Origin of the sequence: Saccharomonospora iraqiensis subsp. iraqiensis (genome assembly GCF_000430445.1) — a bacterium.
Lineage (GTDB): Bacteria > Actinomycetota > Actinomycetes > Mycobacteriales > Pseudonocardiaceae > Saccharomonospora > Saccharomonospora iraqiensis.
This window is the reverse complement of the sequence record NZ_KE387071.1, coordinates 52,892-56,169: the sequence shown is the minus strand read 5'-3', so window position 1 is coordinate 56,169 and position 3,278 is coordinate 52,892. Positions and strand designations below refer to the sequence as shown.

The 3,278-nt window shown below is 71.7% G+C and carries 2 protein-coding genes and 2 pseudogenes; 1 reads left to right on the top strand and 3 read right to left on the bottom strand.

The features are described from left to right. A partial coding sequence (locus tag ACTIR_RS22315) for a transposase (RefSeq protein ID WP_154663697.1) occupies positions 1-179 on the bottom strand: 179 nt, incomplete at its 3' end. Between the two features lie 127 nt (positions 180-306). Here ACTIR_RS22315 and ACTIR_RS22310 point away from each other — a divergent pair. Beyond that, a pseudogene (locus tag ACTIR_RS22310) lies at positions 307-864 on the top strand (extracellular catalytic domain type 1 short-chain-length polyhydroxyalkanoate depolymerase); the annotation flags it as partial. Positions 865-1,110: 246 nt separating this feature from the next. Here ACTIR_RS22310 and ACTIR_RS0108080 read toward each other — a convergent pair. Beyond that, the gene (locus tag ACTIR_RS0108080; RefSeq protein WP_026453893.1) at positions 1,111-3,006 is read right to left on the bottom strand and encodes an acyl-CoA dehydrogenase family protein; all 1,896 of its coding nucleotides are present in this window, start codon (positions 3,004-3,006) and stop codon (positions 1,111-1,113) included. Between the two features lie 59 nt (positions 3,007-3,065). Continuing rightward, a pseudogene (locus ACTIR_RS0108075) lies at positions 3,066-3,278 on the bottom strand (N-acylglucosamine 2-epimerase); the annotation flags it as partial.

Here is a 3,278-nt window from a genome sequence, read left to right as displayed (position 1 = left end):
GTCTTCCACGGCCCGTAACGCTGCGGCAGGTCCCGCCACGCGATGCCGGTCCGGCACTTGTAGAGCATCCCGTTGATCACCTGCCGGTCATCCACCCGCGGACGCCCCCTGACCCCCGACACCGGCAGCAACGGCTCCACCACCGCCCACTGCTCATCCGTCAACTCATGCCTACGCACCACAAACCAAGATCAAACCAGACCACCAACACACCCTTTAAGGACAGGCCCTAGGGGCGCCGGCCCGGCACCGGGAATGGCGCCGGGCCCCACAACCGGACCGCCCGATGTGGTCCCGTCCGACATGGCCCACCCGCGACGGGTGTACGTCACCGGACTGTCGGCGGGCGGTGGCATGACGGCGGCCGTGCTCGCCACCTACCCCGAACGGTTCGCGGGCGGTGGTGTCGTCGCCGGTCTGCCCTACCGCTGCGCCTCCGCGCTCTACGAGGCCTACACCTGCATGAATCCCGGGAAGGATCTCACTCCCGAGCAGTGGGGCGACCGGGTCCGGGCGGCGAGTTCGCACACCGGCCCGTGGCCCACGATGACCGTGTGGCACGGCGACGCCGACTACACCGTCAGTGTGGCGAACCAGCGGGAACTCGTCGAGCAGTGGACCGAGGTGCACGGCACCGACGCCACACCCGATCGGACCGGCACCGTCGCGGGGTACCCGCACGCGGTCTACACCGATGACCGGGGCAGCTCCGTGGTGGAGACGGTCACGGTGACCGGGATGGGGCACGGTCAGCCCGTCGACCCGGGAACCGGGACGACCGAGTGCGGCCACACCGCGGCGCACATGCCGGACGTCGACGCGTGCACCGCCTGGTACCTCGCCGACACCTGGAACCTGACCTGACCCACCACCCCACGCCCGGCGAGTTGACGCTCCATGGCCGCGAGTTGACGCTTCACGCCCGCGAGTTGCCGTCACAGGCGCGCGAGTTGCCGTTACGGGTCCGGGACCGAGGACCCGCCCGGCCTCGTCGCGGACCATCCCTGGCCACCACGGGGCGCCGATTCGCGGGTCTGGAGCGTCAACTCGCGGGCACGGGGTGGCGACTCGCGGGCACGGGGTGGCAACTCGCGGGGTGGGGTGGGTGGGTCAGGGGGTGAGCATGGGGGCTCGGAGGAGTTCCTCGGGAACGGCGAAGGCGTCGACCAGGGTGCGGGCGTGGGGGCGCAGGTCGGCGCAGAGCCGGTTCACGCCCGCCGAGACGGCCTTCGCCCGGCTGCCGCTGAGCCTGCCGTGTTCGAGGAACCACGCGCGGTCGGCCTCGACCGTGGACAGCACGTACAGGTCGCACACCCGGCCGAGCAGGTCGCGGGCGGCGTCATCGGAACACCGGTCGACGGCGGCCACGAACGCCTCCAGCACCAGCCGGTCGACGTGTGCCCGGGCGGCGTGCAGCACGTGGTCCTGCGCGTCGTTGAACGCCGCGAACGCGTCGTCCCGTCCGGCGGACCGCAGGCGGCGGACGAGACCGTCCACAATGTGCTCCTCGCGGTCCTCGAACAGCTTGCACTGCCAGCCCCGGTCGAACACCACCTCGTCGTCGTCCCGCGCCGGGGTGGCCTCGACCAGCCGCTCGACCACCTGGCGGGCCGCGGTGCGCTCGATCACCGTCCCCATGAACTGCTCGGCCACGAACCGCGCCGTCGCCAGTGGACTCAGGTCCTCGAACTGGTCCTTGTAGTTGGTCAGCAGGCTCTTGGCCACCAGTTGCAGCAGGACGGTGTTGTCCCCCTCGAACGTGGTGAACACGTCGGTGTCGGCCTTGAGCGTCGGCAGGATGTTCTCGCCGAGGTATCCCGCGCCACCGCACGCCTCGCGCGCGGCCTGGATCGCACCCGTCGCGTGCCAGGTGGCCACGGCTTTCAGGCCCGCCGCCCGGGATTCCAGCGCCCGCTGCCGGGTGGGGTCCACCTCGGTGGCGCCGTGCAGCTCGTCCAGCGCGGCCACCAGTTCCTCCTGTGCGAAGTGCAGGGCGTAGCTCGTGGCCACGGCGGGCAGCAACCTGCGCTGGTGCGCCCGGTAGTCGAGGATCGTGACCTCGTCGCCGTCGGGGGCCTCGAACTGCCGTCGCCGCTCGGCGTAGCGCACCGCGAGTGCCAGCGCCCGCTTCGTCGCGTTGCCCGCGCTGCCCGCCACACTGACCCGGCCCCGCACGAGGGTGCCGAGCATGGTGAAGAACCGGCGGTTGTCGCTGTCGATCGGACTGGTGTAGCTGCCGTCCGGGAGCACGTCGCCGTAGCGGTTGAGCAGCGCCGTCCGCGGCACACGGACCCGGTCGAAGAGCAGCCGGCCGTTGTCGACGCCGTTGAGGCCGGCCTTGGGGCCGCAGTCGGAGATCGTCACCCCGTCGGCGGGACGCCCCTCGGCGTCCCGGATCGGCACCAGGAACGCGTGCACGCCGTGCGAGCGCCCTTCGGTGACCAGCTGGGCGAACACCACCGCCATGCGGCCGTCACGGGCCGCGTTGCCGATGTAGTCCTTGCGCGCGGACTCCTCCGGGGTGTGCACCACGAACTCCCCCGCTTCGGCGTCGTAGGTCGCCGTGGTGCGCAGGTTCTGCACGTCCGAACCGTGTCCGGTCTCGGTCATGGCGAAACACCCGGGCAGGTCCAGCGACATGATCTCACCCAGGTACCGCTCGTGGTGCCGTTCGGTGCCCAGCAGCTGCACGGCTCCCCCGAACAGCCCCCACTGCACCCCGGCCTTGACCATCAGGGACAGGTCACCGAGGCCGAGCATCTCGAAGGACACGACCGCGCCCCCGACGTCGCCCCCACCGCCCTGGGCGGGCGGGAAACCGAGCCGGGGTTTGCCGGAGTCGGCCAACCGCCGCATCCGCTCGGCCGTCCGTGCCCGCTGCCCCTCGAGGTCCGGTCCGGTCGCCACCTCGGGTTCGAGTGCGGCCAACTGTTCGCGGACGTCCCTGCGGACCGGGGCCCACCGGCCGTCGAGGACCTGAGTCAGTGCCTCCGTCAGTGCGTTCATAGATCAAGACTGCCGGAGCCCCGCGACGTCCGCAGCGTGCCCGGTCGCCCGTGCCCGGTTCACAGGCGGTCGAGCAGTTCCTCCGTGGTCGTCACCGGACGGTCGCAGACATAGCCGTGACAGACGTAGGCCGCGGCCGAGCCGTCCACCAGCGGCCGGTCGGCCAGCAGCGGGACGCCCTCGGACTCGGGTGGGCCGCCCAGCACCACACCCCCGCCGTGGATGTCGTGCGCGGCCGTGGAGAGCAGCTCCGACCGCGCCTCGGCGTCCGG

Bases quoted from the DNA above. Each gene is read 5' to 3' on its own strand.
- ACTIR_RS0108080 (WP_026453893.1), bottom strand. From the start codon at position 3,006: ATGAACGCACTGACGGAGGCACTGACTCAGGTCCTCGACGGCCGGTGG.